At 63.8% G+C, this 25,086-nt stretch carries 20 protein-coding genes; 8 read left to right on the top strand and 12 right to left on the bottom strand.

The features are described from left to right. The first annotated feature begins 208 nt into the window (after positions 1–208). Complete coding sequence (locus AWB75_RS01195) at positions 209–3,778, top strand: indolepyruvate ferredoxin oxidoreductase family protein (RefSeq protein WP_061122241.1); 3,570 nt, start codon at positions 209–211, stop codon at positions 3,776–3,778. Here the strand turns inward: AWB75_RS01195 and AWB75_RS01190 are convergent, their stop codons facing one another. Continuing rightward, positions 3,779–5,095 carry an EAL domain-containing protein gene (locus tag AWB75_RS01190; protein ID WP_061122434.1) on the bottom strand — a complete coding sequence of 439 codons (1,317 nt, stop codon included), beginning with the start codon at positions 5,093–5,095 and terminating at the stop codon, positions 3,779–3,781. It abuts the gene before it with no gap. 317 nt (positions 5,096–5,412) lie between these two features. Here AWB75_RS01190 and AWB75_RS01185 point away from each other — a divergent pair, with 317 nt between their 5' ends. Continuing rightward, positions 5,413–7,080, top strand: coding sequence for a Na+/H+ antiporter (locus AWB75_RS01185; protein WP_061122240.1), 1,668 nt, complete (start codon positions 5,413–5,415; stop codon positions 7,078–7,080). Positions 7,081–7,791: 711 nt separating this feature from the next. On the opposite strand, the gene AWB75_RS01180 is transcribed toward AWB75_RS01185, so the two are convergent. From AWB75_RS01180 to AWB75_RS01160, 5 genes are all read right to left on the bottom strand, one after another. Then, a complete protein-coding gene (locus AWB75_RS01180; protein WP_061122239.1) occupies positions 7,792–9,093 on the bottom strand; it encodes a solute carrier family 23 protein in 1,302 nt (433 codons plus the stop codon). A gap of 153 nt (positions 9,094–9,246) precedes the next feature. Beyond that, complete coding sequence (locus tag AWB75_RS01175; protein ID WP_061122238.1) at positions 9,247–10,800, bottom strand: methyl-accepting chemotaxis protein; 1,554 nt, start codon at positions 10,798–10,800, stop codon at positions 9,247–9,249. Positions 10,801–11,323: 523 nt separating this feature from the next. Then, the gene (locus AWB75_RS01170) at positions 11,324–11,866 is read right to left on the bottom strand and encodes a response regulator transcription factor (protein WP_061122237.1); all 543 of its coding nucleotides are present in this window, start codon (positions 11,864–11,866) and stop codon (positions 11,324–11,326) included. Positions 11,867–11,915: 49 nt separating this feature from the next. Next, entirely contained in the window at positions 11,916–13,217 is a 1,302-nt protein-coding gene (locus tag AWB75_RS01165) for an ATP-binding protein (RefSeq protein ID WP_061122236.1), read from the bottom strand. A 136-nt stretch (positions 13,218–13,353) separates the two neighbouring features. Next, positions 13,354–13,575 (bottom strand): cysteine-rich CWC family protein, encoded by a 222-nt coding sequence (locus tag AWB75_RS01160; RefSeq protein WP_061122433.1) that lies wholly within the window; start codon positions 13,573–13,575, stop codon positions 13,354–13,356. A gap of 142 nt (positions 13,576–13,717) precedes the next feature. Between AWB75_RS01160 and argB the strand changes: the two genes are divergently transcribed. After that, positions 13,718–14,617, top strand: a complete 900-nt coding sequence (gene argB, locus AWB75_RS01155) for an acetylglutamate kinase (RefSeq protein WP_014190130.1) — start codon at positions 13,718–13,720, stop codon at positions 14,615–14,617. Next, positions 14,614–15,414: a pyrimidine 5'-nucleotidase gene (locus AWB75_RS01150; protein ID WP_407642106.1), complete on the top strand. Its 801-nt coding sequence runs from the start codon at positions 14,614–14,616 to the stop codon at positions 15,412–15,414. Before argB ends, AWB75_RS01150 begins: the two co-directional genes overlap by 4 nt. A 29-nt stretch (positions 15,415–15,443) precedes the next feature. On the opposite strand, the gene AWB75_RS01145 is transcribed toward AWB75_RS01150, so the two are convergent. Beyond that, positions 15,444–15,764, bottom strand: coding sequence for a type II toxin-antitoxin system RelE/ParE family toxin (locus AWB75_RS01145; protein ID WP_061122234.1), 321 nt, complete (start codon positions 15,762–15,764; stop codon positions 15,444–15,446). Then, positions 15,761–16,042, bottom strand: a complete 282-nt coding sequence (locus tag AWB75_RS01140; RefSeq protein ID WP_061122233.1) for a type II toxin-antitoxin system Phd/YefM family antitoxin — start codon at positions 16,040–16,042, stop codon at positions 15,761–15,763. The genes AWB75_RS01145 and AWB75_RS01140 overlap by 4 nt, the downstream gene beginning before the upstream one ends. A gap of 297 nt (positions 16,043–16,339) precedes the next feature. Here AWB75_RS01140 and metX point away from each other — a divergent pair, with 297 nt between their 5' ends. From metX to AWB75_RS01120, 4 genes are read left to right on the top strand one after another with little or no spacing between them, the layout of a single operon-like run. Continuing rightward, entirely contained in the window at positions 16,340–17,485 is a 1,146-nt protein-coding gene (gene metX, locus AWB75_RS01135) for a homoserine O-succinyltransferase MetX (RefSeq protein WP_061122232.1), read from the top strand. After that, a complete protein-coding gene (gene metW, locus AWB75_RS01130; protein ID WP_061122231.1) occupies positions 17,482–18,090 on the top strand; it encodes a methionine biosynthesis protein MetW in 609 nt (202 codons plus the stop codon). The genes metX and metW overlap by 4 nt, the downstream gene beginning before the upstream one ends. A 46-nt stretch (positions 18,091–18,136) precedes the next feature. Next, entirely contained in the window at positions 18,137–19,423 is a 1,287-nt protein-coding gene (locus AWB75_RS01125) for an AmpG family muropeptide MFS transporter (protein WP_061122230.1), read from the top strand. After that, positions 19,420–20,340 (top strand): M48 family metallopeptidase, encoded by a 921-nt coding sequence (locus AWB75_RS01120; RefSeq protein WP_061122229.1) that lies wholly within the window; start codon positions 19,420–19,422, stop codon positions 20,338–20,340. The genes AWB75_RS01125 and AWB75_RS01120 overlap by 4 nt, the downstream gene beginning before the upstream one ends. Before the next feature lies 1 nt (position 20,341). On the opposite strand, the gene AWB75_RS01115 is transcribed toward AWB75_RS01120, so the two are convergent. The 4 genes from AWB75_RS01115 to gatA form a co-directional block, all read right to left on the bottom strand. Then, entirely contained in the window at positions 20,342–21,124 is a 783-nt protein-coding gene (locus AWB75_RS01115; RefSeq protein WP_061122228.1) for an exodeoxyribonuclease III, read from the bottom strand. Between the two features lie 25 nt (positions 21,125–21,149). Further along, a complete protein-coding gene (locus AWB75_RS01110) occupies positions 21,150–21,989 on the bottom strand; it encodes a polyphosphate kinase 2 family protein (protein WP_061122227.1) in 840 nt (279 codons plus the stop codon). 84 nt (positions 21,990–22,073) lie between these two features. Beyond that, the gene (gene gatB / locus AWB75_RS01105) at positions 22,074–23,552 is read right to left on the bottom strand and encodes an Asp-tRNA(Asn)/Glu-tRNA(Gln) amidotransferase subunit GatB (RefSeq protein WP_061122226.1); all 1,479 of its coding nucleotides are present in this window, start codon (positions 23,550–23,552) and stop codon (positions 22,074–22,076) included. Then, a complete protein-coding gene (gene gatA / locus AWB75_RS01100; protein WP_061122225.1) occupies positions 23,549–25,045 on the bottom strand; it encodes an Asp-tRNA(Asn)/Glu-tRNA(Gln) amidotransferase subunit GatA in 1,497 nt (498 codons plus the stop codon). Before gatA ends, gatB begins: the two co-directional genes overlap by 4 nt. Positions 25,046–25,086: the final 41 nt, after the last annotated feature.

Raw genomic sequence — 25,086 nt, 5'->3', positions numbered from 1 at the left:
GCGTTCAGATTAGTCCCTCCACGAGCCGAAGCCCGATCCGGGTTTACGCGTAGCCGCGGCGGTTCGAGAGAATTCCTCTCGTCCATCTCGAAAATAGGCCGACTGCTCCTCGATACGCGCGGGATCGAAGCAAGTGCGCAAAAACATTCCGCATTTGTCGACAAAGAATGTCGCATTGCCTCGCATACCTAGAAAGACTGGAGAACCCATGAACGCGCGCGTCCCCGCCGATATCTTTTCGCCTCCCGCTTTGTCCGACTATCAGCTCGGCGACAACCTCTCCGCCACCAAAGGCCGCATCTTCCTGACCGGTACGCAGGCGCTCGTCCGCCTCGTGCTGATGCAGCGCGAACTCGACCGCGCCGCCAGCCTGAACACCGCGGGTTTCATCAGCGGCTATCGCGGCTCGCCGCTCGGCATGGTCGATCAGCAGTTGTGGAAGGCGAAGAAACTGCTCGCGTCACACGATGTGCGCTTTTTGCCCGCGATCAACGAGGAACTCGGCGGAACGGCCGTGCTCGGCACGCAGCGCGTCGAATCGGACGCGGAACGCACCGTCGATGGCGTGTTTGCGATGTGGTACGGCAAAGGACCGGGCGTCGACCGCGCGGGCGATGCGCTCAAGCACGGCAATGCGTACGGCTCGTCGCCGCACGGCGGGGTGCTCGTCGTCGCGGGCGATGACCACGGCTGCGTGTCGTCGTCGATGCCGCATCAGAGCGACCAGACGATGATCTCCTGGCACATGCCGGTGGTGAACCCGTCGAACGTCGCGGACATGCTGGAATTCGGGCTTTACGGCTGGGCGCTGTCGCGCTTCTCAGGCGCGTGGATCGGCTTCAAGGCGATTTCGGAGACGGTCGAATCCGGCTCGACCGTCGATCTCGACGCCTTGAAGCTCGACTGGAAAGCACCGCAAGATTTCACGCCGCCGCAGGGCGGCCTGCACAACCGCTGGCCCGATCTGCCGAGCCTGACGATCGAAGCGCGCCTCGCCGCGAAGATCGACGCCGTGCGCCACTTTGCGCGCGTGAACAGCATCGACAAATGGATCGCGCCGAGCCCGCGCGCGAACGTGGGCATCGTGACGTGTGGCAAGGCGCATCTCGATCTGATGGAAGCGCTGCGCCGCCTCGAACTCACCGTCGATGATCTCGATGCCGCCGGCGTGCGTATCTACAAGGTCGGGCTGTCGTATCCGCTCGAAACGACGCGGCTGGAAACCTTCGTCGATGGTCTGAGCGAAGTGCTCGTAATCGAGGAGAAAGGGCCGGTCATCGAGCAGCAGATCAAGGATCATCTGTACAACCGCGTCGACGGTGCGCGGCCGGTGGTCGTCGGCAAGAACGCCGTCGATGGCGCGCCGCTGCTTTCCGCGCTCGGCGAACTGCGGCCGTCGCGCGTGCTGCCGGTGTTCGCGCAATGGCTCGCGCGTCACAAGCCGGCGCTCGATCGCCGCGACAAGGTCGTCGATCTCGTCGCGCCGCAAATCCTGTCGAACGTCGCCGATGCCGTGAAGCGCACGCCCTATTTCTGCTCGGGCTGCCCGCACAACACATCGACGAAAGTGCCGGAAGGTTCGGTCGCGCAGGCGGGCATCGGCTGTCACTTCATGGCGTCGTGGATGGAGCGCGACACGACCGGCCTCATTCAGATGGGCGGCGAAGGCGTGGACTGGGCGTCGCACTCGATGTTCACCAAGACCAAACACGTCTTCCAGAATCTCGGCGACGGCACGTACTTCCATTCGGGCATTCTCGCGATTCGTCAGGCCGTGGCCGCGAAGGCGAACATCACGTACAAGATTCTTTATAACGACGCCGTCGCGATGACCGGCGGCCAGCCTGTCGACGGCAGCATTTCCGTGCCGCAGATCGCGCGGCAGGTGGAAGCGGAAGGCATCGCGTTCCTGGTCGTCGTCAGCGACGAGCCGGAGAAGTACATCGGCCACGAAGATCAGTTTCCGCGCGGCACGACGTTTCATCATCGCGGCGAACTCGATGCCGTGCAGCGCCGCCTGCGCGATACGCCGGGCGTCACCGTTCTGATCTACGACCAGACGTGCGCGGCGGAAAAGCGCCGTCGCCGGAAAAAGAACGAGTTTCCCGATCCGGACAAGCGTCTCTTCATCAACGAAGCCGTGTGCGAAGGCTGCGGCGATTGCGGCGTGCAGTCGAATTGCCTGTCCGTCGAGCCGGTGGAAACGGAGCTCGGGCGCAAGCGCCGCATCGATCAGTCGTCGTGCAACAAGGATTATTCGTGCGTGAACGGCTTCTGTCCGAGCTTCGTCACGCTCGAAGGCGCGAAGCTGAAGAAGGCCGAAGGCCACGCGTTCGATCCCGCCGAGCTCGCGCGCCGCGTCGATGCGATGCCGCTGCCGCAAGGCGCGCTCGACAACGCGCCCTACGACATTCTCGTAACGGGTGTCGGCGGCACTGGCGTCGTGACGGTCGGCGCGTTGATCAGCATGGCGGCGCATCTGGAAGGCAAGAGCGCGTCGGTGCTCGACTTCATGGGCTTCGCGCAGAAAGGCGGCTCCGTGCTGTCGTTCGTGCGCTTCGCGGCGACGGACGCGCTGCTGAATCAGGTGCGCATCGACACGCAGCAGGCCGATCTGCTGCTCGCGTGCGACATGGTCGTCGGCGCGAGTCCGGAAGCGTTGCAGACGGTGCGGCACGACCGCACGAAGATCGTCGTGAATACGCACGCGATTCCGAACGCGACCTTCGTGCAGAACCCCGAAGCCAATCTTCATGCCGATGCCCTGCTCGCCAAGATGCGTCATGCCGCCGGCCCCGGCGCGCACGACGCGATGCGCAGTTGCGACGCGCAGGCGATCGCGCAGCGTTTCCTCGGCGACACCATCGGCGCGAACATTCTGATGCTCGGCTTCGCGTGGCAGCTCGGTCTCGTGCCGCTGTCGCTGGCGGCGCTGATGCGCGCGATCGAGCTGAACAACGTCGCGGTCGCGGCGAACAAGCTCGCGTTTTCGATCGGCCGGCTCGCGGCGCACGACATGACCGCGCTCGAATCGCTGACGGCGCGCGTGCAGGCGCAGCACATCCCGATGAGCGAGATGACGCTGCCCGAACTCATCGGCGATCGCGAAGAGCGTTTGCTCGCGTATGGCGGCGCGAAGGTCGTCGGCCGTTATCGTGCGTTGCTCGCAAAAGCCTCGGCGAACGAAGACGTGAAGCGCGCCATCGCGATCTCGTTCTACAAGCTGCTCGCCGTGAAGGACGAATACGAAGTCGCGCGCCTGCACGCGAACCCGGCGTTTCGCGCGTCGCTCGCCGCGCAGTTCGAAGGCGAGGCAGGCGCCGATTACACGGTGAAGTTCAATCTCGCCCCGCCGGTTTTGTCGCACGGCGGCGTGCCGAAGAAGAAGACGTTCGGCCAGTGGATGTGGCCCGTGTTCGGCGGACTCGCGAAGTTTCGCGCGCTGCGCGGCACCGTGCTCGATCCGTTCGGCAAGACGCTCGAGCGCCGCATGGAGCGCCAGCTCGCCGACGACTTCGAGATCACGATGACGCGCGCTTTATCGCAGATGAGCGCCGATAACGCGAACGAAGTAAAGGCGCTCGCCGCGCTGTTCGAGAAGGTGCGCGGCTACGGGCACGTAAAGCTCGCGAACGTCGCGATGGTCAAGCGCAGCGAACGCGACATCGCCGCGCGCATCGGCATCGAAGCGGCGACGGGCGATGCGGTGCGCGCCGCCATCGGCACGATGAAAGGCGCGTCGTCGCTGAAGGGCATTCCGGTGGTCGTAGCGAAGTGATCAGTCGATATCGTCGGGCAGCCAGTCGATGTCGCCGCACAACACGCAGCGCTTGCCTTGCGAGCGCGTCTCCACGGACAGCGTGACGCACGGCATCGCCTCGTTGATCGACAGATACGGCTTCGTCACATGCACGCGCTCAGGATCGCCGAGCGCCGCGCGGAAGTACGGTCGGCGCAGCCAGTTCGCGCCCTGCGCGTCGATGAGCGGCAGAAAGCGCGCTTCATGCGCAGCGCGGTCCGCGCGCAGCACGACGTTGCGGCCCGCCTGCCTGCCGTTCTGATCGAGCAGGAAGCAGCGCGCGGCGTGATCGAGCGCGAGGAAATTCCAGCACACTTCGTCGAGCGGCTCGCCTGCCGCGAGCCGTTCCGCTGCGCGCTCGAACGCGCGGATGTACGGCTGAAGGCGCGTCGCGACGCGCCGCTCGCGCACTTCGGTCTGCATGCGATATCGATCGGTCAGTTCGCCGATGATGTCGCGCGCGTGCATGCCGTCGGCCAGACCCGGATGCGGCCGCGCAAAGAAAAATCCCTGCACGAAATCCGCGCCGCTGGCGAGGGCGAGTTGCGCTTCATGCTCCGTCTCGACGCCTTCGATCAGCACGAGCTTGCCCGCTTCGTGCAGCAGCGACACGATGCCTGACAGCACCGCCTCCATGTTGCGCCGCTGCTTGAGCGTGCGCGCCGACAGCGGCGCATGCACGTTGTGGCCGGCATGCGAAAGCATCACGCGGTCGAGCTTGACGATATCGGGATCGAGCTGCCAGATGCGCTCGATGTTCGTGTGCCCCGCGCCGAAGTCGTCGAGCGCAATGAGAAAACCGTGCTCGCGGAACTGCTGCACCGCGAGCGCGAGCCGCTCGATATCTTCCGCGCTTTGCTCCAGCACTTCGAGCACGACGCGGCGTGGCTCGATATCGAGCCGCCGCAGATTCGCGAGCAGCGCCGCCGCGTGATACGGCTCGGTCAGCGCGCCCGGATGCACGTTGAGAAAGAGCCATTCGGTTTGCGCGCCGAGCATCTTGAAGTTTTCCAGATGCAGCGCCTGCGCGAGCCGGTCGATCTGCAGCGCTTCGCCGACGCGCGACGCCTGCCCGAACACATCGAGCGGCGACACCGGACGATCGAGCGCATCGTGCGCGCGCAGCAGACCTTCGTAGCCGACCGCGCGCATGTGCGACAGGCTGAATACCGGCTGAAAGACGCTCGACAGCGTCCAGTCTCCGTGCTCGACCGAATAGCGGTCGAATCCCGATGTCACGCCCAGTTCGAAGCTGCGCGCGCAAACGGTCGTTTTTTCGGGGTTTGCGATCACCATGCCGATCTCCTCGCCTGATCGATCGCCCACGCCTTGCATGCCTTCGTCATAAGAACCGCCCTCGGTGATCTCGTCGGGAGTCTCGATGTCCCGTGGCTTGCGATAAAGCAAGCTCCATGCGCACGGCGCGCCGCGCGTCGACGTGATTCGCTTTGCGCGATGCACCGCCAACAGGCGTTCTCACGTGCATGCGCACCGTCGCGGTGCGTGATCGTCCAACCCTCTTCGCTGCCTGCGTGACAAGCACGGGCTAAACTTTCGGCTCATCGAATCAACGTAAGACGCCGCGCTCAACGGGTAACGGCTGCATCGCACATATGGAAATCGTTTTTACCGTCCTCATCCTTTTGCTCGCGGTGGCGCTCTCCGGATTCGGGCTTTCCCTGCTTCCGGTGAAGCTGCCGCTGCCGCTCATCCAGATCGCGATCGGCGCGTGCCTCGCGTGGCCGGGACTCGGGCTGCATGTCACATTCGATCCCGAGCTGTTCATGCTGCTGTTCATTCCGCCGCTGCTGTTCGCGGACGGCTGGCGCATTCCGAAGCGCGAGCTCTACATGCAGCGCCGCGCGATCCTGATGCTCGCGCTCGGGCTCGTGTTCATCACCGTCGGCGTGCTCGGCTACTTTCTTCACGCGATGATTCCGTCGATGCCGTTGCCCGTCGCGTTCGCGCTCGCCGCCGTGCTCTCGCCGACCGACGCCGTCGCGCTGACGGGCATCGCGGGGCGCAAGCGCATTCCGGCGGGCCTCATGCACATCCTGGAAGGCGAAGCGCTGATGAACGACGCATCGGGCCTCGTCGCGCTGAAGTTCGCGATCGCGGCCGCGCTGACGGGCGTGTTCTCGCTGCGCGATGCGACGATCAGCTTTTTCATCATCGCGGCGGGCGGGCTCGTGATCGGCGCGGCGATCAGTTGGGCGGTCACCGAGATTCCGGCGCGTCTCCTGAAGTTCTCCGAAGACGACGACCCCGCCGCCGGCGTGGTCCTGACGATCCTGATTCCGTTCGCGTCGTACGTCGTGGCCGAGCATCTCGGCTGCTCGGGCATTCTGGCGGCGGTGTCGGCGGGCATGATGATGAACATCCAGAGCCTGCGCGACAGCATTCCGAGCACGGTGCGCGTGCGCATGACGAGCACGTGGACGATGATCGAATTCGTCTTCAACGGCATGGTGTTCATTCTGCTCGGGCTGCAGTTTCCGCACATTCTCGGACAGGCGCTGATCGAGGCGCATCACGACAGCGATGCGCAAGTCGGCTTGTTGATCGGCTATGTGTTCGCGACTGTGATCGCGCTGTACGCGCTGCGTTTCGTCTGGGTGTATTCGCTGCGCTGGGTCGCGGCTCACAGGACGGCGAAGCAGGGCCTCGACAGCGCCGCGCCCGGCTTTCGCACGCTCGCGCTGACGACGATCGGCGGCGTGCGCGGCGCGGTGACGCTCGCGGGCGTGCTGTCGCTGCCGGTGACGCTCGACAATGGCGCGCCGCTCGCCGGCCGAGATCTGGCGATATTCATCGCGTCGGCGGTGATTCTGGCGTCGCTTTTGATCGCGGTGGTGGGTTTGCCGCTGATGATGCTCGGCATCGAGCGCGAGAAAAATCCGCACGCGGCGGAGGAACGCATGGCGCGGCGCCGCGCGGCGCAGGCGGCGATTCGCGCGATCGACGATACGCACGACGAGTTGATCGAGCAGATGGACGAAGCCGCTTCGGCACGGTGCGCCGATTCGACGGCGCGGGTGATGAACTTGTATCGGCGCCGGCTGGAGCAGTTGGGTGAGGAGGAGGCGCCGCGTGTGGCCGCCAAGAAGAGCGAGATGATGGAGACGCGGCTCAAGATGGCGGCGTTGCGGGCGGAGCGGGCGGAGTTGCTGAAGTTGCGGTATTCGCAGGCTATCAATGATGAGACTTTGAATAAGCTGATGCGGGAGGTTGATTTATCGGAGACTGCGATTGTTAATCGCAAGCGGGGGGCGGGGGGGTAGGGGCTTGCGCGGTTGAGTCGCCGGATCCCGGTTTCGTGTTGGTCTATTAGCACTGCCCCTCCCCGGGGCGGGGTAACTTTCTTTGCTGCTGCAAAGAAAGTCACCAAAGAAAGCAGCTTTTCCCAGCCTAAGCACTTCACACCGGCCGCGGCACAGGCGATCGATAAGTGGTCCGGCAGTAGCGAGTGCCCTCACAAAACTCTCCGAGCTTGGACCGCGCACGGTCTGCCGCCCGAGAACGTAAAGCCTGCTGGTTCAGCACGAAATAGCTCCGGCACAGCGCTACGCGCTGCCGCCGAGTATGCAAGGGAAACCAACGGTGAACTTAGCAAATACGCACGCGCACGCAAACCCGATTGACCGGTCGGCCGCGAAGCGGGCCGGAGCTATTTAGTGCTGAACCAGTCAGTAGTGCGGCGCGATGTGTCAGACCGTGCGCGGTCCACGCCCGACTGGACCTACGAGAACACTTGCTACTCTGGGGGCCATTAGGTCGATCGCCTGTGCCGCGGCCGGCGTGAAGTGCTTAGGCTGGGGAGAGCTGCTTTCTTTGCCTACTTTCTTTGCGTCGACCAGAGTTGGCGCTTTAGCGCTTACTCTGGTCCCGAGCAAAGAAAGTAGGTGCCGCCCCGCATAGGGGCAACGCTAATAAACCAACACGAATCCGGGATCCAGCGACGCCGAAAAACATCCGGCGAAGCAAAAAAACCCTCAAACCACCCCAGCCCCCCGCCGCCGCAAAAGCGCATAAAAAATAATCGCCCCAAACGTAGCCGTCCCGATCCCGCCGAGCGCGAACCCACCGAGCTTGAGGGTGAAATCGCCAGTCCCGAGCACGAGCGTCACAGCAGCAACAATCAGATTCCGGTTATCCGAAAAGTCCACCTTATTGACGACCCAAATCCGCGCCCCAGTAACGGCGATCAACCCAAACACGACAATCGAAACCCCGCCCAAAACAGGCCCAGGAATCGTCTGAATCACCGCGCCGAACTTCGGCGAAAACCCCAACACGATCGCGAACAACGCAGCAATCACGAACACGAGCGTCGAATAAATCTTGGTGACGGCCATCACGCCGATATTCTCGGCATACGTCGTCACCCCCGTGCCGCCCGCGAAGCCGGAAGCAATCGTCGCGAGCCCATCGCCGATGAACGCACGCCCGATGTACTTGTCGAGGCTCTTGCCGGTCATCGCGCCAACCGCCTTGATATGCCCGAGATTCTCCGCGACGAGAATGATCGCGACGGGCGCGATCAGTGTCATCGCCGGGGCTTCGAACACGGGCGCGGTGAAGTGCGGCATGCCGAACCACGCGGCGTGCGCGACGATCGAAAAGTCGATCGGCTTGCCCATCCCCATGCCATTGGTCAACACCGCATAGATCGCGTAAGCAATCGCAAGTCCGATCAGAATCAGCAGGCGCTGCGCCATGCCGCGCGCAAACACCGCGACGCCGCCCACGCACAGCACGGTAGCGAGCGCCATCCACGATTCGAAGCTGCTGCCCATCACGCCCTTCACGGCGATCGGCGCGAGATTCAGCCCGATCACGCAAACGATCGCGCCCGTGACGACCGGCGGCATCAGCGCTTCGATCCACGTCGTGCCGACCGCCGCGACGATCACGCCGATGATGGCGTAAGCCACGCCGCACGCGATGATCCCGCCAAGCGCCACCGCGATGTTCATGTTGGGGCCGTGGCCGCCGTAGCCCGTCACCGCGATCACGAGTCCGATGAACGCGAAGCTCGAGCCGAGGTAGCTCGGCACGCGCCCGCCGACCAGCACGAAGAACAGCAACGTGCCGATGCCCGACATGAAAATGCACAGATTGGGATCGAAGCCCATCAGGAGCGGCGCGAGCACGGTCGAGCCGAACATCGCGACGACGTGCTGTATGCCCATCGCGATCATCTGCGGCCAGGCGAGGCGCTCGTCAGGCGCGACGACACGGCCCTCGCCGGCGTCCGGCTGGACCGGCCAGCGCGGGAAATAGGAATCGGACATGGGGCGGGCCTCCTTCGCGGCGGTGAAGCGCCGTCGAAGCGGCGCGCGGGATGAAAAAACTGGCGCGAGTGTACGGAGCGTGCTGTCGGGTGGCAAGCGAGCCGATATTACGACCGTTTGGCTCGCCGCCGCCCGCGCCGTGTCACGCCCGCTTCAGCGCGCCAGTTCGAACACGGCGACCGCGCTTTTCAGATTCTCGGCCTGATCGGCCATCGCGCCCGCGGCGGCAGCGGCCTGCTCGACGAGCGCCGCGTTCTGCTGCGTCACCTGATCCATCTGCGCGACCGCGCGATTCACCTGTTCGATGCCCGCGCTCTGCTCGTGCGACGCCGACGAAATCTGCGCCATGATGTCCGTCACGCGCTGCACGGCGTGCGTGACTTCGGCCATCGTCGAACCCGCGCGCTCGGCGAGCGCCGCGCCGCTGTCCACGCGCGCCGTCGATGCTTCGATCAGTTCCTTGATCTCCTTCGCCGACGTCGCGCTCCGCTGCGCGAGGGAACGCACTTCGCCCGCGACCACGGCGAAGCCGCGGCCTTCCTCGCCGGCGCGCGCCGCTTCCACGGCGGCGTTCAGCGCAAGAATATTGGTCTGGAACGCGATGCCCTCGATCACGGCGATGATGTCCGTCATGCGCTTGCTGCCCGATGCCAGCTCGCGCATGTTATCCACCACTTCGCCGACGAGCTCGCTGCCGCGCGCCGACACATCGGACGCGCCGCGCGCGAGGCCGCTCGCTTCGTCGGCATTGCTCGCGTTCTGGCGCACGGTCTGAGTGAGCTGCTCCATGCTCGACGCGGTTTCCTCCAGCGACGCCGCCTGCTCTTCCGTGCGCTGCGACAGATCCGTGTTGCCCTGCGCGATTTCGCGCGATGCGAACAGGATCGAATCGCTCGAATGACGAATCCCGCCCACGATATCCGCGAGCTTCGTGCTCATGTTGCCGAGGCTCGCGAGCATGCTGGTGTCGTCGCCAGGGCGCGTGGCGACGCGCGTCGCCAGATCGCCGCGCGCGATGCGGTCGGCGATATCCGCTGCGTACGCCGGTTCGCCGCCGAGTTGCGCCGAAAGCCGCCGGCCGATCAGCACAGCGAGCAGCGCGCCCGCCAGCATCGCGCAAAAGACGAATGCGAGCATGACGACGCGCATCGTTTCGTATTCCGATGCCGCATCGTTGCGCGCTTCGGTCGCGCGCTTGCGCTTGAAGTCGGCGAGGCGTTCGAGCGAATCGCGCGCCGTCTCGCTCGCGGCGATCGCGCGCGAGACGATGCCCATCTGATCGACGTCGATCGGCATCGGCTTTTTGCCCATCTGCATCAGCACGATGTCTTCCCACGCCGCGACCGACTTGCTCGCCGCATCGTAGGCCTCGATGCCGTCGGCGGAGCGCATCGTCGGACGCATGCGTTCGAACGCGCGGTGCATGCTGTCGAGCGAGCCGGCCATGCCTGCCTTCAGCTTTTCCTTGCCGGCGTCATCGGCGAAGGTGAGATTCGCGGCGGCGAGATCCGTGTTGAGCTTGTGCTTGTTGACTTCCTCGACCCAGTAGAGACCGTCCATGTGGCGGTCGCCGATTTCCTCGATCAGCCCATTCATCTTCGCGAGCGAAATCACGGCGGTAGCGCCCACGCACGCGGTGAACAGAATCACCACCGCGAACGACAGCAGCAGTTTGCTGCGCACGGACAGCCGATCAAACCATTTCATCGAAATCTCCTCTCGTCGAACCGCGCGGACACGGTCTCGCCTCGTCCCGGTTCCACGCCAAAAGCCAGCGCCCCGCAGACGACGCCCGCGGCCAGCGCGACGCGAACTCAGGTTCGCGCACAAAGTGGCTTTACGGCCTGCGTTTCGATTTTCTTGAGCGACCTATGCAGGAGATAACGCCGTGCGAATGAGCGCTGACGAGCCCGGGAAAGAGCCGTGAAAGGAATGGTGAAAGAATTCCCCCGATTGCTGCCAAATAGCAGACAAAGTAAGCAAATTCTTAATTGGGAGTTTTCTTATATGGGCGCGCAGCGTTGCAACGTATGCTGTCTGTGTGCGTGTTCCATGTGTACGCATGTAGTCGTTGCAACTCTCCGATTACCGCCCTTGGCACCCGGCTTGGGCGGTTCTTTTTTGGGCGATCGCTTTTCGCGCCGATCCGCATCCGGCAAGCCTGCCGCTCGCCGCCCTTCCCCGTATTGACGAATAAACGCGAGCGCCTGTGCACTCGCGCGAAGCCGGATTACTGCCGCACCGGCTTCTTCGCCAGCTTGCGCTGCAGCGTGCGCCGATGCATGTTGAGCGCGCGCGCCGTCGCCGAAATATTGCCGTTGTTCTCGGCGAGCGCACGCTGGATATGCTCCCATTCGAGCCGCGCGACGGACAGCAGCGTCGGATTCTCGATCGCTTCCTCGGCCGTCTGCTCGCTGGCCTGCTCGTGCAGCGCGGCGAGAATCGTTTCGACGTTCGCCGGCTTGGCGAGATAGTTGTCCGCGCCGTCCTTCACCGCCTGCACGGCGGTGGCGATGCTCGCGTAGCCGGTCAGAACGAGAATGCGCGCATCGGGCTGAAGGTCGCGCAGCGGCGCGACGAGCCGCAGGCCGGAATCGTTGCCGAGGTGAAGATCGACCGTGATCTGGCCGAACTTGTGCTGGTTCGCGAGCTTCAGCGCTTCGTCGCCGTCGTGCGCCTGGTGCGGGGTGTAGCCGCGGCGTGTCAGACCGCGCGCCAGCATGCCGGCAAAGACTTCGTCGTCGTCGATGATCAGAAAGTTGGTATCGCTCATTTTTTCTCCGTAGTGCCTATCGTGCCTTCGGGCGCGCCTTGCTTCGAGTTCAGGCCGCACCGCTTCGTTCAGTTCCAGCCGCATCCGCCGCCGCGACAGCCGCCGCGCCGCGGCTCGGCAGACGCAACACCGCGCAGGTGCCGCGCGGCTTGCCGTCCATCAGTTCGATCGATCCGGACAACCGCGCCGCCGCCGCGAACGCCAGATAGAGCCCGACGCCATGCCCGCCTTGCGTGCTGTCGACCGGACCCGCGCCGAGCGAGGCGCGCAGCGCGGCCGGAATGCCCGGGCCGCGGTCGCACACGTCGAAGCGCACGTAATCCATGTCGTCGATGTCTTCCACGGACGCCTGCAATGTCACCGATTCGCTGCTCGCGCGCGCGGCGTTATCGAGCAGAATCGTCAAAATTTGGCCGACGGCCACGGGATCGTCGATGGACGCATCCGCAGGCGTCTCGCCGAGCTTCGCGAACTTCACTTGCGGATGCCGCAGACGCCATTGATCGATGAAACTCGACATCCATTCGCCGAGCGGCTGCCGGCTCGAAGGCCCCGTCGCGCGGCTGCGCAGGCGCGCGAGCGCGGACGTGCAGAGCGCCATCTGCTGCTCGAGCAGTTCGAAATCCGCTGCGTAGGGCGCGAGATTGCGGTCGTGCGCGGCGGAATCGCGCAATTCCTCGGACAGCATCGCGATGGTCGAAAGCGGCGTGCCCATTTCATGCGCGACGGTCGCCGCCTGCACGCCGAGCGCGACCGCACGCTCGTCGCGCAGATGGCGCTGCTGGGCGTCGGCGAGCGCGGCGTCACGCACGCGCAGCGCCCGCGACATGCGCGCGACGAACCAGCCGATCAGCCCGACGCTCACCATGAAGTTGACCCACAGGCCGGTGCGAAAATAATCGAAGAGATTCGCGGGATTCTCGATATTGAGCGGCACGTAGTTATACGAAAGCAGCGCGTAACAGGCGACGGCGAAGAGCGCGAGGCAGGCCATCATCGTCCACGGCAGCACGGCGGCGGCGATCGCGAGCGACGGCAAATACAGCGTGACGAACGGATTGGTCGCGCCGCCCGACAGAAACAGGAGCGCCGAGAGCGCGCCGAGGTCGACCAGCATCTGGCCGAACAGCTCTGAATTGGTCTCCGGCCGCGCCCGCGCGACGCGCAGCCACGTGAGGCCGTTGAAGATCATCTCCAGCGCGATCACGAGCAGCATCGCGGGCAGCGGGAGTTTTGCGCCGAAAAAGATCTGCACGACGGCGATGGTCGTCAACTGGCCGATGATCGCGAGCGAGCGAAGCCAGAAGAGATGACCGAGATTGACCCGTCCGGTATTGGTTATGCGATGCATTGAGTCGAGTGCCCGAAGGTGCCGTAGCGCGTTCGCGCTTCATGCGACATTATCCCGCTTGCATCAGGCTTGCTGCGGCATCTGGCGCGATTTGTCGCACCTCGCCCCGCAAAAAGGCACGGCGGCACGCGGCCTGCTAATCCGCGGCAGCGGCGCGCTCGACCTGCGCCGCGAGACACGCCGGACACAGACAGCCGATGCCGGGACGCAACGCATCGGCGGGAAGCGCGGGCAGCGTCGCGCACCAGCACGCCGCATCGCCCGCGAGCATGCCGCAGCGAAACACCGCGCCGCAGCGTTCGCAGACCTGAGCGCCGGGCGCATCGCGATCGCTGTTTTCGCTGAGTACGTTCATCATTTTGTCACCGGTCCGATCGAACGATGATCGCATGCCGGCCACCGCGCCGGGACCAGAAGCGAAGCACAGTATTTCGACCTGCTGCGCTGCGGCAGTCCTGTACAATTCGGCGTGTTTAAACGCCCTCGCCCCATTTGCCGCCATGTCCGAGCTCCCCGACCTCACGCAAATCGCGCCTACCCTGAAGGCTGAAATTCTGGCCGAGGCGCTGCCCTACATCCGTCAGTATCACGGCAAGACGGTCGTGATCAAATACGGCGGCAACGCCATGACCGAAGAGCGGCTGAAGCAGGGCTTCGCGCGCGACGTCATCTTGCTGAAGCTCGTCGGCATCAACCCGGTGATCGTGCACGGCGGCGGCCCGCAGATCGACCAGGCGCTGAAAAAGATCGGCAAGCAGGGCACCTTCATCCAGGGCATGCGCGTCACCGACGAAGAAACGATGGAAGTCGTCGAGTGGGTGCTCGGCGGCGAGGTGCAGCAGGACATCGTCACGCTCATCAATCATTTCGGCGGTCACGCGGTCGGCCTGACGGGCAAGGACGGCGGCCTCATCCACGCACGCAAGCTGCTCATGCCGGATCGCGATAATCCGGGCCAGTTCATCGATATCGGTCAGGTCGGCGAAGTCGAGGCGATCAATCCGGCCGTGGTCAAGGCGCTGCAGGACGACGCGTTCATTCCGGTCATCTCGCCGATCGGTTTCGGCGAAGACGGTCTCTCGTACAACATCAACGCGGACCTCGTCGCGGGCAAGCTCGCCGTCGTGCTGAACGCGGAGAAGCTCGTCATGATGACGAATATCCCCGGCGTGATGGACAAGGAAGGCAATCTGCTGACTGACTTGTCCGCGCGCGAAATCGACGCCCTCTTCGCCGACGGCACCATCTCCGGCGGCATGCTGCCGAAGATCTCCTCGGCGCTGGATGCGGCGAAGAGCGGCGTGCGCTCGGTGCACATCATCGACGGGCGCATCGAGCATTCGGTGCTGCTCGAAATTCTTACCGAGCAGCCGTTCGGCACCATGATCCGCTCGCATTGAGCTCATCCCCCGCTTCTCGAACGCCCGCCCCTGCGCGGGCGTTTTCACATATGACCGCGCATCGCCCGTCCCGCCAACGCCGCGTCAAGACACGCGGCCCCGTCTGGCTTTTCGATCTCGACAACACGCTGCATCACGCGTCGCACGCGATTTTTCCGGCGATCAACCGCGGGATGACGCAGTACATCATGAGCCGTCTGAACGTCGACATCGACGAGGCGAACCGGCTGCGCGTCGGCTATACGTTGCGCTACGGCGCGGCGCTGCTCGGGCTCGTGAAGCATCACGGTATCGACGCCGCGGACTTTCTGCGCGAAGTCCACACTTTCGCCGATCTTCCGTCGATGGTGCGCGCGGAGCGCGGCCTCGGCCGCATGTTGCGCGCGCTGCCCGGCCGCAAGATCGTGCTGACCAACGCCCCGACGATCTACGCGCGCTCCGTGCTCGCGGAACTGGGTATCGCGAAGCTGTTCGAGCGCGTGATCGCGATCGAGGACATGCGGCACGGCGACCGATGGCGCGCCAAGCCCGACGCGCCGATGCTGCGTCACGCGATGCGCCGCGCGCACGTGCGTCTGGAAGACGTGATTCTCGTCGAAGATACGCACGGCCATCTGAAGCGCTATCGGCGGCTCGGGATTCGCACGGTGTGGATCGTCGGTCACCTGCCGGTCGGGCGCACGTCGGGCGGCGGGATGTCGGCGCGCAAGCCGGGCGCGGGGCGGCCGCATTACGTGGATCGCACCGTGCGGTCGCTGCGCGCGCTGACGCTCGGCATGCGCGGCGGCGCGCTCTGACACGATGGCGCCAACCGCGCCGATTGCTTCTACATCCGAAACAGCCGGCGCGCGAGCAGGTCTTCGAGATCCGAGCGCGCATCGACGACGAGATGCACGTAGATGATGTCGCCATCGACCTTGTAGATGATGCGGTTCGTGCCGCTCAGGACTTCGTAGTAGCCCGACATGCGAAAGTCGACGAGCTCGGGCGGCGTCGTGCCGTCGCGCGGCGCGGCTTCGATCTGCGCGATGCTGTCCGCGATCTTGTTGCGCGTCGCGGCCCAGGCCGTGCCACCGAACTTGTTGATGACGTAACGCCGGAAGTCCTTCAAATCCTGCCGGACGGGATCGAGAAAGACGGTCTTCACTTGACGCCTTCTTCGCGGTCCAGGCGCTCGATCTCGGCGAACAGGTCGCCGGCGCTCGTGCACTGCCCGGCTTCGATGGTCTTCTGTCCCATCGCCAGAATCTTCAGGAGCGCGAGCGTCTGATGCAGATCCTCGTACGACTGCACGTCCTGCACGACCACGCGGCCTTCGCCGTTCTGCGTGATGAGCATCGGCTCGCGGCTCTCGACGATGTTGCGGATCATCTCGGCCGCGCGGCTCTTCAGATGACTCAGCGGTCTGACGCGGCTCGGTTTCATCCCCATTCCCTGGCAAGACGAGACGATTAGTCAATATAGGCGCTAAACCGGATTGCACCCAAGGCCGCCGCAAATGGCGGCTTTATGACGATTTCCGCTATACTTCACCGCTAACGAGAATTTCCTGTTACTCAACAACGCGCCGATTTGCTGACTCGATTGCGGGCGCGCGAACCTCAGTGCTCATTGCGCGAGGCTCACTATAAATGCGGCTAAAGAGGTCGTCAGCCGCGCCACCCCGCTCTCCTCCCGCGCTCAGCCGACACCCGTTTAGCCGCCTGGTCAAAGGCGGAATGAATGGAATCGATCGGCATCGTCACGCCCCAAACACTGCGCTTCACCGAGCCGCTCGCGATGCAGAACGGGTCGTCCCTCAGCGACTACGAGCTCGTCGTCGAAACCTATGGCGAGCTCAACGCCGCGCGCTCGAATGCGGTGCTCGTGTGCCATGCGCTCAATGCTTCGCATCACGTCGCGGGCATTTACGCCGATAACCCGAAGGACGTCGGCTGGTGGGACAACATGGTCGGTCCCGGCAAGCCGCTCGACACGAACCGCTTCTTCGTCATCGGCGTCAACAATCTCGGCTCGTGTTTCGGTTCGACGGGGCCGATGAGCATCGATGCATCGACCGGCAAGCCGTATGGCGCGAGCTTTCCCGTGGTGACGGTCGAAGACTGGGTGAACGCGCAGGCGCGTCTAGCGGACCGCTTCGGCATCGAGCGCTTCGCGGCGGTGATGGGCGGCAGTCTCGGCGGCATGCAGGCGCTCGCGTGGAGCATGATGTATCCGGAGCGGGTCGCGCATTGCATCGTGGTGGCGTCGACGCCCAAGCTCTCCGCACAGAACATCGCGTTCAACGAAACGGCGCGCTCCGCGATCCTCTCCGATCCCGATTTCCACGGCGGCGATTATTACGCGCACGGCGTCAAGCCGCGCCGCGGTTTGCGGGTGGCGCGCATGATCGGCCACATCACGTATCTGTCGGACGACGACATGGCCTCGAAGTTCGGCCGCGCGCTGCGCCGTGCCGAAGGCGCGCTCGATGCGTACAACTTCAACTTCGACGTCGAGTTCGAAGTGGAATCGTATCTGCGCTATCAGGCCGACAAGTTCGCCGAATACTTCGACGCCAACACTTATCTGCTCATCACGCGCGCGCTCGATTATTTCGATCCCGCGAAAGCCTTCGACGGCGATCTCACGAAAGCGCTCGCCAATACATCGGCGAAATACCTCGTCACGAGCTTCACGACGGACTGGCGTTTCGCGCCCGCGCGCTCGCGCGAAATCGTGAAGGCGCTGCTCGACAACAAGCGCACGGTGAGCTACGCCGAAATCGACGCGCCACACGGCCACGACGCCTTCCTGCTCGACGACGCGCGCTATCACAACCTGATGCGCGCTTACTACGACCGCATCGCCACGGAGGTCGGCGCATGAACCAGAACACACTCGATTCGCTCGCGCTGCGCTCGGACTTTCGCGCGATCGCCCGCTGGGTCGAGCCGCGCTCGACCGTGCTCGATCTCGGTTGCGCCGACGGCTCGCTGCTCTCGCTGCTCGGCGAGGAACTCGAAGTGAGGGGCTACGGCATCGAGATCAACGACGCCGGCGTGCTCGCGTGCGCGCAGAAAGGCGTGAACGTGATCCAGCAGAATCTCGAAGACGGCCTGCGTCTTTTCGAAGACGACAGCTTCGACTTCGCGGTCCTCTCGCAGACGCTGCAGACGATTCACCAGACCGCCGCGATCCTGCGCGAGACCGTGCGCGTCGGACGGCAGTGCATCGTGTCGTTTCCGAACTTCGGTTACTGGCAGCATCGGCTTTCGGTGATTCAAGGGCGCATGCCGGTGTCGAAATCGCTGCCGTATCAGTGGCACAACACGCCGAACGTGCGCGTGCTGACGATCAAGGATTTCGAGGCGCTTGCGCCGGAAGTCGGCATCGAGATTCTGGATCGCGTGGTGCTGCACGACGGGCAGCCGGTCCGTTGGGGCGCGAACTGGCGTGGTAGTCTTGCGGTCTATCGCGTGAAGCGCCGGTAATCATGACCGGCGTCGTCACGCATCGACAACCGCCGGTTTACACGACATGCCCGATACGCCACACGAGGCGCCCGCTTTAACTGCTCACGAAGATCACCCTGGCTGGCGCGCATTTCTCAACAAGCGCATCCTCATTTGCGTCTTTCTCGGCTTCACGTCCGGATTGCCGCTCTTCACGCTCTACAGCCTGTTGCAGGCGTGGCTCACGACCGCGCACATCAACGTCAAGGACATCGGCCTGTTCGCGCTGATCGGCCTGCCGTACACGTGGAAGTTCGTCTGGTCGCCGCTGATGGACCGCTACATTCCGCGTTTTCCGGGCTGGCGTCCCGGCAGGCGGCGCGGCTGGATGTTCGCGACACAAGTGCTCGTGATGATCGCCATCGGCTCGTTCGGGTTCTTCTCGCCCGAGCAGAGCCTTTGGACCGTCGCCGCGATCGCCGCGCTCGTCGCGTTCTTCGGCGCGAGTCAGGATATCGTCATCGATGCGTATCGGCGCGAACTGCTCGCCGATACCGAGCAAGGGCTCGGCAATGCGGTGCACGTCAATGCGTACAAGGTCGCGGGTCTCGTGCCCGGATCGCTGTCGCTGATTCTCGCGACGTTCCTGCCGTGGAAGACGGTGTTCATCATCACGGCCGCGTTCATGATTCCGGGCATCGTCATGACGCTCGTCGTGAAGGAACCGCAGATTCATGGCGCGCCGCCGAAGAATTTGCGCGAGGCGATCGTCGAGCCGTTTCACGAATTCGTCACGCGCGACGGCTGGCGCGCGGCGCTCCTCGTGCTCGCGTTCATCTTCTTCTATAAGCTCGGCGACACGATGGCGACCGCGCTCGCGACAACGTTCTTTCTAAAAGTCGGCTTCTCGCTCGCGCAGATCGGCGTGATCGCGAAGGCCGTCGCGTTCTGGGCGAGCATCGCGGGCGGATTGCTCGGCGGCATCGCGCTGGTGAAGATCGGCATCGCGCGCGGGCTGTGGATCTTCGGCTTTCTGCAGATCGTCGCGACGCTCGGCTTTGCGTGGCTCGCGAAGATCGGGCCGTCGCCGGTGGCGCTCGCCGTCCTGTACGGCTTCGAAACCTTCGCGACGGGCCTCACGCTCGCCACCTTCACCGCGTACATCGCCAGCACGACCGACCCGCGCTACACCGCGACGCAATTCGCGCTCTTCACGAGCCTCGCCGCCGTGCCGCGCACGCTCGCGGCGGCAGGCAGCGGCTATATCGTCGCTGAAACGGGATGGTTTCCGTACTTCCTGATCTGCGTCGCGCTGTCCTTTCCGGGCATGTTACTGTTGCCGAAAATCGCGCCCTGGAGAACTCAACGATGACGGCTTCTTTCAAGCTTCGCGCCTTGGTTTGCGCCGTGACATGGGCGTCGCTCGCGCCTTTGTCCGCACAGGCTCAGGACGAACAGAAGGCGCCGCCGCCGTACTCCGACTCCGCATCGAACAACCAGATCCGCTTCGGCAATACGGCGCTCTTTCGCAATCTGATCGCGCCCGCGACGCTCGAAGCGCAGTCCGCCGACGAATACGCGCAGGTCATCCACGACGCCGAGCGGAACAAGACACTTCTTCCCGACAGCAACCCGCTAGTCAAGCGCGTGCGCGACATCGCGAATCACGAGATTCCGTTCGCGCTCAAGTGGAACGATCGCGCGAAAAACTGGAAGTGGGAGATCAACGTCATCAAGTCGCCCGCCGCGCGCATGGTGTGCCTGCCGGGTGGGAAGATCGTCGTGTATAGCGGGCTCATCGACAAGCTGCGCCTGAACGACAACGAAATCGGCATGATGATCGGCCACGAGATCGCGCACGCGTTACGCGAGCACGCGCGCGAACGGCTCGGCCGGCAGCAGGCGGCGCAGCTTTCGTCGGGCGGCATGCCGCAGCTTTTTGGCTTTTCGAACTACGCGTCGCAGCAGCCCGATATCGGCGACGAGCTGCTTTCGATGCGCTATTCCCCCGCCGACGAAACCGAAGCCGACGTGATCGGCAGCGAGATCGCCTCGCGCGCGGGCTACGATCCGCGCGCGGCCGTCACGCTGTGGAACAAGATCGACACGGCCACGCGCCGCGCCGATGATGGCTTCATCTGGCTGCATCCGTACGGGCCGGATCGCAGGCAGGACTTGCTCAAGCGCATGTCGGACATGATGCCGCTGTATGCGAAGGCGCTAGGCAAGAGCATCGATGCGCTGCCGAATTATGCGGGCATGGGGCGGTTCAAGAAGCCGGGGCGGTAGGTCACTTCTTCCCCACCTTCCAGTCGTAATCAATCGTCAGCGGCGCATGATCGCTGAACTTGATGTCGCGAAAAATCGACGTCTTCTTCGCGGTCGCGGCGACTTCCTGCGTCGCGATCTGATAATCGATACGCCACCCGACGTTCTTCGCATACGCCTGACCGCGATTGCTCCACCACGTGTACTGCTCGGGGCGCTGATCGAGCGTGCGGAATACATCGACATAACCGACGTCGTCGAAAAGCTTCGTGAGCCACTCGCGCTCTTCCGGAAGGCAGCCCGAATTCTTTTGATTGCTCTTCCAGTTCTTGATATCGATTTCCTTGTGCACGATGTTCACGTCGCCGCACAGAATGACTTCGCGCTCTTTGGAAAGCTCAGCGAGATGCGGCATGAACTCGTCCATGAAACGATATTTGGCCTGCTGGCGCTCGTCGCCGCTGGACCCCGACGGCACGTACACCGACACCACCGAGAGCTTGCCGAAACGCGCTTCCACATAACGCCCTTCAGGATCGAACTCTTCCGAGCCGAAGCCGATGATCACGTCATCCGGCTCGTGACGCGTGTAAAGACCCGCGCCGCTGTAGCCCTTCTTCACCGCGTGCTGGAAATAGCCCTGAAAACCGTGCGGCGCGAGAAACTCGGGCGTCAGATCGTCCTGCGAGCACTTGATTTCCTGCACGCACACGACGTCGGATTTCTGGTCGCCGAACCAGTCGAAAAAGCCTTTCTTGGCGGCCGATCGAATGCCGTTCAGATTGGCGGTAATCACGCGAAACATACGCTTCCTTTTGTTTTGATTGCGGTTACTCGACCTTCACGCCTTTCAGCGCTTCCTTGGCCGGCGGATATTCGAGATTCATGCCCTGCATCGTGCGCAGCAGCAGTTCGGCGACCATCACGTTGCGATGCGTCTTCGAATCGGCCGGGATGACGAACCACGGCGCGTAGTCCGTCGACGTTGCGGCGAGCGCATCCGCGTATGCCGACTGATAGTCGTCCCACTGCTTGCGCGCCTCGAGATCGGAGACATCGAATTTCCAGTGCTTCGTCGGATCGTCGATGCGCGCCTGCAAACGCTCGCGTTGAGTGTCCTTCGAAATATGCAGAAAGCATTTAACGATGGTCGTGCCGGTGTCCGCGAGCAGCGATTCGAACTCGCGAATGTGCCGATAACGGCGCTCGCATTCGTCCTTGTCGATCGTCCCAAGCACGCGCGGCACGAGCACGTCCTCGTAATGGCTGCGGTTGAAGATCGCGAGTTCCCCGGCCATCGGCGCCTGCGCGTGCACGCGCCAGAGAAAGTCGTGCGCGGCCTCGCGCTCGGACGGCGCGCGAAACGGCACGATGCGCAGGCCGAGCGGATCGACGTTCTGGAACACCGCGCGCACGGTGCCGTCCTTGCCGCTCGTGTCCATGCCTTGCAGGACCAGCAACACGCGCTGACGACGTTGCGCGTGCAGCTTTTCCTGAAGCTCGTCGAGCTGCACGCCGATGGCCGCGAGCTGCGCGCGATCGCCGTCTTTCGTGCCGCTGGAGAACGGCTTCGCGGCGGGATCGACCGACGTGAGATCGAAGGGCTTCACCTTCTTCCCGGCATCGAAGAAAGGCACGCGGAAGTCATCGAGATCGGATTTCTTTGCCATGTCTCTTGTTCTTGGTTCGCCAATGAAAAACGGGCTGCCGCCGAGCTCAACCGGCAGCAGCCCGTTCTGAAAGATTTCAAGCAATCAGGAGGATAACTTCTTCTTCAGCAGCTCGTTGACCTGCTGCGGATTCGCCTTGCCTTTCGTCGCCTTCATCGCCTGGCCGATCAGCGCATTGAACGCCTTCTCCTTGCCCGCGCGGAATTCATCGACCGATTTCTGGTTCGCCGCGAGCACCTCGTCGATGATCGCTTCGAGCGCGCCAGTGTCCGAAATCTGCTTCAAACCCTTCGCGTCGATGATGCGGTCCGCCGCTGCGTCGTCCGTCGCTTTCTCTTCCCAGATCGTCTGGAAGATGTCCTTCGCGATCTTGTTGGAGATGGTGCCGTCGGCGATGCGCTGCAGGATCAGCGCCAGTTGCGCAGCCGACACCGGCGATTCACTGATATCCAGCGATTCGCGGTTCAGTTGCGCGGAGACGTCGCCCATCATCCAGTTTGCGGCGATCTTCGCCTGGGGCGCGCCCGCTTTCTGCACGAGCGCTTCGAAGTACGACGCCATCGCCTTCGACGATGTCAGCACGCCCGCGTCGTATTCCGTCAAACCGTAGGTATCGACGAAACGCTTCTGCATGTCAGCGGGCAGTTCGGGCATGCCGCCCTTCACGCGCTCGACCCACGACGATTCGATCACGAGCGGCATCAGGTCCGGGTCCGGAAAATAGCGATAATCGTGTGCGTCTTCCTTGCTGCGCATCGAGCGCGTTTCGCGCTTGTCCGGATCGTAGAGACGCGTTTCCTGAACCACCGTGCCGCCGTCTTCAATCAGCTCGATCTGACGGCGCACTTCGTACTGAATCGCTTCTTCGAGAAAGCGGAACGAGTTCAGGTTCTTGATCTCCGCGCGCGTGCCGAATTCCTTCTGTCCGACCGGACGCACCGACACGTTCGCGTCGCAGCGGAACGAGCCTTCCTGCATGTTGCCGTCGCAAATGCCGAGCCACACGACGAGACCATGCAGCGCCTTCGCATACGCGACCGCTTCCGCCGCGCTGCGCATTTCCGGCTCGGTGACGATCTCGAGCAGCGGCGTGCCCGCGCGGTTCAGGTCGATGCCCGTCATGCCCGCGAAGTCTTCGTGCAGCGACTTGCCCGCATCTTCTTCGAGGTGCGCGCGCGTCAGATTGATGGTCTTCGAATAGGCTTCCTTGCCGGCCTTTTCATTGGCTGGCACCTGAATCGTGATCGTGCCGCCCTGCACGACCGGAATCTCGTACTGGCTGATCTGATAGCCCTTCGGAAGATCCGGATAAAAGTAGTTCTTGCGCGCGAAGATGCTGCGCGGCGCGATATGCGCGTCGATCGCGAGACCGAAGCGGATCGCGCGCTCGACGGCGCCGCGGTTCATCACGGGCAGCACGCCGGGCAACGCCAGATCGACGGGGCTCGCCTGCGAGTTCGGGCTCGCGCCGAACTGCGTGGGCGCACCCGAGAAAATCTTGGAGACGGTGGAAAGCTGCGCGTGCGTTTCCAGTCCGATGACGACTTCCCACTGCATGTTCATTCTCCCGACATCGAGGCAGTTGGCGCCTTGCGGTGCCAGTCGGTCGCGCGCTGGAACGCGTCGGCGACCTGGAGCATCCGGGCTTCGTTGAAATAGTTGCCGACGATCTGCAGACCGACCGGGCGATTCGCGTTCACACCGGCGCCGAAGCCGCACGGCACGCTCATGCCGGGCAAACCGGCGAGGCTCACGGACAGCGTGTAGATATCGGCGAGATACATTTGCACGGGATCGTCGGTCTTTTCACCGAGATTCCATGCGACCGACGGCGCGACCGGTCCCATGATGACGTCGCACTGCCTGAACGCTTCCTGGAAATCGCGCGCGATGATGCGGCGAATCTTCTGCGCCTGCAGGTAGTACGCGTCGTAGTAGCCGTGCGACAGCACGTAGGTGCCGACCAGAATCCGCCGCTTCACTTCCGGCCCGAAGCCTTCCGCGCGCGACTTCTTGTACATGTCGAGCAGGTCTTTGTACTGCGCCGCGCGGTGCCCGTAGCGCACGCCATCGAAGCGCGACAGATTCGACGATGCCTCCGCCGGCGCGATGATGTAGTACACCGGAATCGAAAGCTCGGTCTTCGGCAGCGACACTTCGACGAGCGTAGCGCCCAGCGCTTCGTATTGCTTCAGCGCGGCGTCGATGGCGGCGCGCACGTCATCCGCGAGTCCGGCGCCGAAGTACTCTTTCGGCATGCCGATGCGCAAACCGGCGAGCGGCTTTGATGCGTCGTCGCTCCAGTTCTTGCCGATGTAGCGCGTGTAGTCTTCGTTGTCGCGTGGCAGGCTCGTGGAATCGCGTTCGTCGAAGCCGCCCATCGCGTTGAGCAGGAGCGCGCAGTCGGCGGCGGTCTGCGCCATCGGACCGGCCTGATCCAGCGACGATGCGAACGCGATCATTCCATAACGCGAAACGCGCCCGTAAGTCGGCTTGATCCCGGTGATGCCGGTGAACGACGCGGGCTGGCGAATCGAGCCGCCGGTGTCGGTGCCCGTCGCGGCGGGCGCGAGGCGCGCGGCGACGGCGGCGGCCGAACCGCCCGACGAGCCGCCCGGCACGGCCTTCAGGTCCCACGGATTCTTCACCGCGCCGAAGTAGGAATTCTCGTTGGACGAGCCCATTGCGAACTCGTCCATATTGGTCTTGCCGAGCGTGACCATGCCGGCCGCCTTCAGACGATCGACGACGGTGGCATCGAACGGGCTCGCGTAGTTTTCGAGCATGTGCGAGCCGGCCGTCGACGCAAAACCGCGCGTGACGAACACGTCCTTGTGCGCGATCGGCAGGCCGGTCAGCGCGCCCGCACGCCCTTGAGCGATGAGCGCATCGGCGGCTTTCGCCTGTTCGAGCGTGATGTCGCGATCGACGCCGATGAACGCGTTCAGCGCCTTCGCAGCCTCGATGCGTTGCAGATACGACTGCGCCAGCTCGACGGCGGAGACTTCCTTCGAGTCGAGCGCGGCGCGCAGTTCGGTCAAGCTTTTTTGATGCATTGCAGTTCCCTGATGAGCGCGGCACCGCGTGCCACGCGCTT

It is taken from the genome of Caballeronia catudaia, from assembly GCF_001544755.2.
Lineage (GTDB): Bacteria > Pseudomonadota > Gammaproteobacteria > Burkholderiales > Burkholderiaceae > Caballeronia > Caballeronia catudaia.
Note: the sequence above shows the minus strand (reverse complement) of the source record. Positions and strands in the feature narration are given on the sequence as shown.

What these genes read in the sequence shown, in the direction of transcription:
- argB (WP_014190130.1), top strand. Translation starts at nt 13,718, where the DNA reads ATGTCCGAGCTCCCCGACCTCACGCAAATCGCGCCTACCCTGAAGGCT.
- gatA (WP_061122225.1), bottom strand. Translation starts at nt 25,045, where the DNA reads ATGCATCAAAAAAGCTTGACCGAACTGCGCGCCGCGCTCGACTCGAAG.
- AWB75_RS01190 (WP_061122434.1), bottom strand. Translation starts at nt 5,095, where the DNA reads ATGGTGATCGCAAACCCCGAAAAAACGACCGTTTGCGCGCGCAGCTTC.
- AWB75_RS01170 (WP_061122237.1), bottom strand. Translation starts at nt 11,866, where the DNA reads ATGAGCGATACCAACTTTCTGATCATCGACGACGACGAAGTCTTTGCC.
- AWB75_RS01125 (WP_061122230.1), top strand. Translation starts at nt 18,137, where the DNA reads ATGCCCGATACGCCACACGAGGCGCCCGCTTTAACTGCTCACGAAGAT.
- AWB75_RS01120 (WP_061122229.1), top strand. Translation starts at nt 19,420, where the DNA reads ATGACGGCTTCTTTCAAGCTTCGCGCCTTGGTTTGCGCCGTGACATGG.
- AWB75_RS01140 (WP_061122233.1), bottom strand. Translation starts at nt 16,042, where the DNA reads ATGAAACCGAGCCGCGTCAGACCGCTGAGTCATCTGAAGAGCCGCGCG.
- AWB75_RS01185 (WP_061122240.1), top strand. Translation starts at nt 5,413, where the DNA reads ATGGAAATCGTTTTTACCGTCCTCATCCTTTTGCTCGCGGTGGCGCTC.
- AWB75_RS01110 (WP_061122227.1), bottom strand. Translation starts at nt 21,989, where the DNA reads ATGGCAAAGAAATCCGATCTCGATGACTTCCGCGTGCCTTTCTTCGAT.
- AWB75_RS01160 (WP_061122433.1), bottom strand. Translation starts at nt 13,575, where the DNA reads ATGATGAACGTACTCAGCGAAAACAGCGATCGCGATGCGCCCGGCGCT.
- AWB75_RS01115 (WP_061122228.1), bottom strand. Translation starts at nt 21,124, where the DNA reads ATGTTTCGCGTGATTACCGCCAATCTGAACGGCATTCGATCGGCCGCC.
- AWB75_RS01180 (WP_061122239.1), bottom strand. Translation starts at nt 9,093, where the DNA reads ATGTCCGATTCCTATTTCCCGCGCTGGCCGGTCCAGCCGGACGCCGGC.
- metW (WP_061122231.1), top strand. Translation starts at nt 17,482, where the DNA reads ATGAACCAGAACACACTCGATTCGCTCGCGCTGCGCTCGGACTTTCGC.
- AWB75_RS01165 (WP_061122236.1), bottom strand. Translation starts at nt 13,217, where the DNA reads ATGCATCGCATAACCAATACCGGACGGGTCAATCTCGGTCATCTCTTC.
- gatB (WP_061122226.1), bottom strand. Translation starts at nt 23,552, where the DNA reads ATGAACATGCAGTGGGAAGTCGTCATCGGACTGGAAACGCACGCGCAG.
- AWB75_RS01195 (WP_061122241.1), top strand. Translation starts at nt 209, where the DNA reads ATGAACGCGCGCGTCCCCGCCGATATCTTTTCGCCTCCCGCTTTGTCC.
- metX (WP_061122232.1), top strand. Translation starts at nt 16,340, where the DNA reads ATGGAATCGATCGGCATCGTCACGCCCCAAACACTGCGCTTCACCGAG.
- AWB75_RS01175 (WP_061122238.1), bottom strand. Translation starts at nt 10,800, where the DNA reads ATGAAATGGTTTGATCGGCTGTCCGTGCGCAGCAAACTGCTGCTGTCG.